The organism is bacterium (assembly GCA_016873475.1).
GTDB lineage: Bacteria > Krumholzibacteriota > Krumholzibacteriia > JACNKJ01 > JACNKJ01 > VGXI01.
Genome location: VGXI01000224.1, coordinates 1 through 4711, shown reverse-complemented (window position 1 = coordinate 4711; position 4711 = coordinate 1). Strand labels below are relative to the sequence as shown.

The 4711-nt window shown below is 74.8% G+C and carries 4 protein-coding genes; all 4 read left to right on the top strand.

All coding sequences use genetic code 11. The annotated features are described in order from the left end of the window. Positions 1-151 precede the first annotated feature (151 nt). On the top strand, positions 152-1756 hold the full coding sequence (locus FJ251_13585; protein MBM4118737.1) for a PHP domain-containing protein: 1605 nt from the start codon (positions 152-154) through the stop codon (positions 1754-1756). A 46-nt stretch (positions 1757-1802) separates the two neighbouring features. Further along, on the top strand, positions 1803-2345 hold the full coding sequence (locus FJ251_13580) for a hypothetical protein (GenBank protein MBM4118736.1): 543 nt from the start codon (positions 1803-1805) through the stop codon (positions 2343-2345). After that, positions 2338-4131, top strand: coding sequence for a hypothetical protein (locus FJ251_13575; protein MBM4118735.1), 1794 nt, complete (start codon positions 2338-2340; stop codon positions 4129-4131). Before FJ251_13580 ends, FJ251_13575 begins: the two co-directional genes overlap by 8 nt. Positions 4132-4318: 187 nt before the next feature. After that, positions 4319-4711 (top strand): type II secretion system protein GspE (locus FJ251_13570; GenBank protein MBM4118734.1); only part of this gene is annotated, 393 nt, incomplete at its 3' end.

Genomic DNA, 4711 nt, shown 5'->3' with positions numbered 1-4711 from the left:
AGAAGGTGGAGGTCGTGACCGGGGGCGACCCGCGCGAGGAACTGCTGACGACGCGCCAGCTCGCGGAGAGCCTGAGCGCGCAGCTGCACGTCGACGCCGCCGTGGAGCTGCTGCCCGAGGCGCCGCTTGCGCCTCCCGCCGCCCTCGAGGCATCACCCGTTCTGGCGGCGGCGCTGCCGCCGGTGTCGCCACCGCCGGCGACGGAGCCACCGGTCCTCGAACTGGCCTCCCTGCAGGAGAGCCTGCGCGAAGCGGAGGGCGAGTGGCAGGCGCCGCCCGTCGCGCCCCCCCGGGGCGGCGAGGGCGCGCGCCCGCCCGCGGTGCCCACAGGCGCCGGGCGCGGCGCGCCCGGCAGCGGCGAGCCCCGCCGAAGCATCGATCTCGACGGGCAGCGCGCCGACGGCCATCTGAGCTTCGGCCTCTCGACGACGGCCGGCGAGGCGATGCAGACCGACGACATCGACGATGTGCTCGGCGAGTTCAAGCGGCGCATGAAGGAGCAGATGGGCTCGATGGCGGCCGAAGAGCGCTACCAGCTCGGCGTCTCCTACATGGAGATGGGCCTCTACGAGGAGGCGCTCGAGGAATTCGAGCACACGCTCGAGCACAAGGTGCTCGGCCAGAAGACCCGCGAGTGGATGGCGCGCTGCCTGCTCGAGCTGGAGCGCCCGCGCGAGATCGTGCTGCTGCTGCAAACGCGCCTGGACGCCGAGACCTACCCGCGCAAGTCGATGGTCGAGCTCTACTACGTGCTCGGTCAGGCCTACGAGATGCTCAAGGCCTGGGACCTCGCGCTCGACGCCTTCACGAAGGTCTACCAGCTCGACGGCGAGTTCCGGGACGTCCAGGCGAGGCTTGCCAAGCTGACCGGCGCCTAGTAGGCTGCCTCCTCCCGGTGGGCGAGGAGGCTCTCCTGCGCTACGACCTGCACAGCCACAGCACGGCCTCCGATGGCGTTCTCGCTCCGGCCGCCCTCGTCGCCAGGGCTCGTCTCGCGGGCCTGGACGGCCTCGCCCTCACCGACCACGACAGCGTCGACGGCATCGCCGAAGCCCTGGCGGCGGCCGCCGCCGCGGGCCTGGAACTGATTCCGGGCATCGAGCTGAGCCTCCAGGTCGGGCCGCGCGACGTGCATCTGCTCGGCTACTGGATCGACCACAGCAGCGCGGAGCTGCGCGCCGTGCTCGCCGAGCTGCGCGACATGCGGCAGGCGCGCGCCGAGCGCATCGTGGCCAAGCTGCGCGCCCTCGGCTGCGCGGTCGAGCTGGCGGACGTGCTCGCCGAGGTGGGCGACGGCAATCCGGGCCGGCCGCACGTGGCGAAGGCCCTCCTCGCGTGCGGCGACGTCGCCAGCCTCGAGGAGGCCTTCGAGCGCTTCATCGGCGACGACGGCCCCGCCTACGAGCCCAAGCGCCTGATGGAGCCCGAGCGCGGCTTCGCGCTGCTCGCCCGCCACGGCGCCGTGCCCGTGCTCGCCCATCCCGCGCTCTGCGACTACGCGCCGCTGCTGCCGCGCTTCGTCGCCCTCGGCCTGAAGGGACTCGAGGTGGATCACCCCAAGCAATCCGTGCTCGAGCGCGAGCGCCTGCGGGAGGAGTGCCGCCGCTGGGGGCTTCTCGCCACCGGCGGCAGCGACTTCCACCAGCCCGCCAGCGCGGGGCGAGATCTGGGCGCCGAAGGCGTCGCCGGCGACACTCTGGCAGCGCTGCGCACCCTGCGGCCGGGGCGGCTTGACCCCCCGGAGACCATGGGCTAAGTTCGCCTCGCCCCGCGGCGTCGTTGTCGGCGGAGGAGGAGTCCGGGTGCGCCGCACCGTTCGCATCGCCCTCGTCGCCGCCCTCGCCGCCGCCCTCGGCTTCCTCTTCGCTCCCCTGCCCAACGTGGAGCTGTTCAGCTTCAGTCTCTTCGTCGGCGGCAGCCTGCTCGGCCTCACCGGCGGTGGGGCGGCCGCCCTCCTCGCCGTGACGCTCTACTACGGACTCAACCCCTACGGCTCGAGTCTGGCGCTGCCGCTGCTCTTCGCTGCCCAGCTCCTCGCGGGATTGGCCATCGCCACCCTCGGCGCGCTCTACGCCCGCCTGTTGCCGGTGGGCCGCGGGGCCCCCTGGTTGCGCCGCCTCGCGCTCCTGCCCTTCGCGCTGCTGGCCGCGCTGGCCCTGCCGGTCCTGCCCAGCCTCGCCTACCTGCTGGTAGCCGGGGGCGCCTGGGAGGGCTGGGCCGCGCTGGGCGTGCTGATGACGGCCGGCTCGCTGGCGGTCAACCTGATCGTCTTCGGGACCAGCTACGACCCGCTGCTGCGCCAGGCGGCGCGCCTGGAGTGCGCGGCAGGCGGTGCCCATGCCTGAGCAGCGCCGCCCGGGCGGCCGGTGCGCGGCGCTCGCGCTCCTGCTGGGCCTGCTCGTCGCGCGTCCCGCCGCCGGGCAGACCTGGTCGATCGCCGGGGACGCGCTGCGCCAGCTGCACGCGGAGACCCTGGAGGAGGTCCTGCGCGCCTGCCCCCTGCTCGTCGTCGAGCGGCAGGGCGGGGCCGGACTGCCCTACCGCGTGCAGGCCGGCGCTGCGCGGCCGGGCGAGTTGCTGCTCGTCGTCGACGGCGAGCCCTGGCGGGATCCCTGGAGCGGCGCGCTGCTCGCCGAGGAGCTGCCCCTGTCTCTCGTCGAGGCGGTGGCGGTCGATCTCGGACCGCAGCTCGTCGCCCATGGCGGCGAGGCCATCGCGGGGGCGATCCGCGTCCAGACGCGCCGGCCGAGCCTGCCGCGAGTGACGACGCGCATCCATCTCTCCCGCGGTCGCTTCAGGGAGCGGGGCCGGCACCTCGCCTTCGCGACGCCACCGGGGGACCTGGCGCTCAGCGTCGGGCTCGACGAGGTCTTCAGCGACGGCTATCCCTTCAGCGCCGTCTGGAACGGCGAGCCGGCAGCGGCGAGCGCGGATCCCGAAGTCGGCACCAACCGGCGGCGCGCCCTCAGCGCGCGCCTGCGGCTGGCCGCGGCCGGCGCCGGGCCGCTCGAGCTGGCGCTGGACGAGAGCGAGTGGCACTTCGACCGCCGCGGCAGCCGCAGCGATGCCTGGTATCGCGATCTGCTGCGCCTGGGCCTCGCGCTGCCGGCCTCCCCGCTGGGCGCGTGGCAGCTGGAACAGCGCTTCCTCGAACGCCGCAGCGGCGAGGGCCGGGCGAACGACGCCGCGGTCGCGCTGCGCTGGAGCCTCGCTGCGGACAGCCTGGGCAGCGGCTTCCGGCTGGCGGGCGGCGCCGAGCGCCATCAGCTCGGCTTCAGCAGCGCCGCGGGTCGCAGCGCCCTGCCCCGTCCGGCGCGCGGCTGGCTCACGCTGCAGTGGCGCGGCGGCTTCGCTGCCGGCCCGGAGCTGCAGGGCGGACTGCGCCTGGAGGCGGAGCGCGAGCGGCGCGGCCGCCTCGGCGCCGAGGCCCGTCTCGCCTGGGCGCCGGCCGTCCTGCGCGGGACCCGCCTGCGGGCGGCGCTTGCGACTGGCTCCGAAAACGCGGCCTGGGAGCGGGATCGCCTCGTCGGCCTCGGTCTCTGGCCGGCCGGGCTCGGCAGGCCCGGAGCGGCCGCCGCCGCCGATCCGCTGCTGCGGGGGCTGCTTGCGCTGCAGCGCGAGGGGGAGACGGCCTGGGGTCAGCTCTGCCTGAGCGGGGAGACGGGCGGGCGCGACTGGCAGGCGCTCGCCGCCGGCGAGGGCTTCGCCTGGCGCTCCCTCGCGGGCGAGCGCCGGGGCGCCCTCGACCTCGTGCTCGGCGCGCGCCTGCGCGGACTGGGCGGCGAGCTGCGGGCGGCCGGCAGCCTGCGCGCCGAGGCGCGCGAGCGCGCGGCGCCGCTGGGAGAGGGCAGCTTCTACCCCCTGGTCCTGCGCGGCGAGCTGGCCCTGGGGCGGCCCTTCTTCGCCCGGGACGCGCGCCTGGACCTGTCCGGCGGGCTCGAGCTGCGCGGCGGTCGCGCGGACCATCGCGAGCTGCTGCGCGCGGATGTCGGCGTCGACTTGCGCGTGCTCGCGGCGCGTTTCTGGCTCAGGGTCGTCAACGCCCTCGACCGCCCCGGCGAGGAGCTCCCGGGCTTTCCGAGTCCGCCGGTGTCCTTGCGCCTGGGCCTCGACTGGCATCTTGATCAGTAGGCCGGGCAAAAGCGCACGCCTGCGCGCAGCCCCTGCCGCCGCCTGAGTTCGGCCCTACCCAGCGCGCCCTCGCGCACCCTCACCCGCCCTCGCCGCGACAGCCCGCGCCCTGCCATGGCTGGCATGTGCGTTGCCTACCGCGTAGCGGCGGCACCCCTCCGGGGATGCCTGTCCCCCGGAGGACCCCGTGACCAACGAGCGACTCAGCGAGGCGCTGCTGGCGAGCCGGCTGCTCACCACGGAGCAGCTGGGCGCGATCGTCGAGGCGCACCAGCGCCAGGGCGGCACGCTGAGCAAGCACATCATCGCCAGCGGCTTCATCGAGGAAGCCGCATTCCGGGACTTCCTCGCCGCCGTCTTCCGCGTGCAGGCCGTCGATCTCGCCAACCTCAACATCGATGCCGAACTCATCAAGCTGGTGCCCGAGGAGATCGCCACCCGCTTCCAGCTCGTGCCCGTCAGCCGCCAGGGACGCGTGCTCGAAGTCGCGATGGCGAATCCGGACAACCTCTTCGCGATCGACGATCTGAAGTTCTACACGGGCCTCGAGATTCGGCCGCTGGTGGCGCCCGAGCAGGCG

Coding starts and splice junctions, on each gene's coding strand:
- FJ251_13575 (MBM4118735.1), top strand. CDS start 2,338: ATGCCTGAGCAGCGCCGCCCGGGCGGCCGGTGCGCGGCGCTCGCGCTC.